A 1,144-nucleotide genomic window follows, 5' to 3' on the forward strand; every position below is an offset into this window, starting at 1 on the left:
CCGCGACCCGCCCTTCCACTACAACCCGAAGCTGTTCTGGGACGCGCGCAAGGGCAGGTCGACGTCGAGCGCGGTCTCATTGCAGTTCGCGGCGCCGTTCCGGGCGCGGCGGGTGGCGACGTGATCGTCCGTCGGCGAGCAAGGCATAAGGAGAGATGACGATGGAACTCGTTATCACGGGTAGCAACAACAAGGTCTCGGTCTCCGACACCGTGTTCGGTCGCGATTTCAGCGAAGATCTGGTCCACCAGGTCGTCGTTGCTTACCGCAACGCCGGTCGCGCCGGCACCAAGGCACAGAAGACTCGCTCCGAAGTGGCTGGTACCACCAAGAAGTCGAAGAAGCAGAAGGGCGGCGGCGCGCGTCATGGCGCACTGACGGCTCCGATCTTCGTCGGCGGCGGTGTCACCTTCGCGGCCAAGCCGCGCAGCTTCGAGCAGAAGGTCAATCGTAAGCAGTACCGTGCCGCCATGTGCGCGATCCTGTCCGAGCTGAACCGTCAGGGCCGTCTGACCATCGTGGAGTCCTTCGACGTCGAAGCGACCAGCACGAAGGGTCTGATCGCCAAGCTGGCCGGCCTGGAAGTGGGCAAGCGCCCGCTGATCGTCACCGAGGAAGCCTCCGAACACCTGTACCTGTCGGCTCGCAATGTTCCCTACGTGGAAGTGCGTGACGTGCAGGGCCTGGATCCGGTGTCCCTGGTTGGTGCCGACACGGTCGTCATCACCGCTGACGCGGTCAAGAAGGTCGAGGAGTGGCTGGCATGAACAGCAACGAAAAAATCTTCAGCGTGCTGCGTGCCCCGCGTGTCTCCGAAAAGACCGCGCGCCTGCAGGAACTCTCCAATCAGTATGTCTTCGAAATCTCGAACGAAGCCACCAAGGCCGATGTAAAGGCCGCGGTTGAGCAGCTGTTCGACGTCAAGGTCGAAGCCGTCAACGTGGTCAACGTCAAGGGCAAGAACAAGTCCTTCCGTAACCGTGCTGGCCGCCGCGGCGATTGGCGCAAGGCGTACGTTCGCTTGGCCGACGGCCAGTCGATCGATGTAACGGCCAAGGCCTGAGGTACATCCCATGCCATTGATGAAATTCAAGCCCACTTCCCCCGTACATCTGGTCGGCCCTGCGCGGCAGCGCCACCGGCA

At 62.4% G+C, this 1,144-nt stretch carries 2 protein-coding genes; both read left to right on the forward strand.

From position 1 onward, the window contains the following. The first annotated feature begins 161 nt into the window (after positions 1–161). Positions 162–767 (forward strand): 50S ribosomal protein L4, encoded by a 606-nt coding sequence (gene rplD, locus ACQKDV_RS19620; protein ID WP_427785890.1) that lies wholly within the window; start codon positions 162–164, stop codon positions 765–767. Further along, positions 764–1,063, forward strand: coding sequence for a 50S ribosomal protein L23 (gene rplW, locus ACQKDV_RS19625; RefSeq protein WP_049470489.1), 300 nt, complete (start codon positions 764–766; stop codon positions 1,061–1,063). Before rplD ends, rplW begins: the two co-directional genes overlap by 4 nt. Positions 1,064–1,144 lie beyond the last annotated feature (81 nt).

Origin of the sequence: Stenotrophomonas sp. NPDC077659 (genome assembly GCF_050268705.1) — a bacterium.
Taxonomy (GTDB): domain Bacteria; phylum Pseudomonadota; class Gammaproteobacteria; order Xanthomonadales; family Xanthomonadaceae; genus Stenotrophomonas.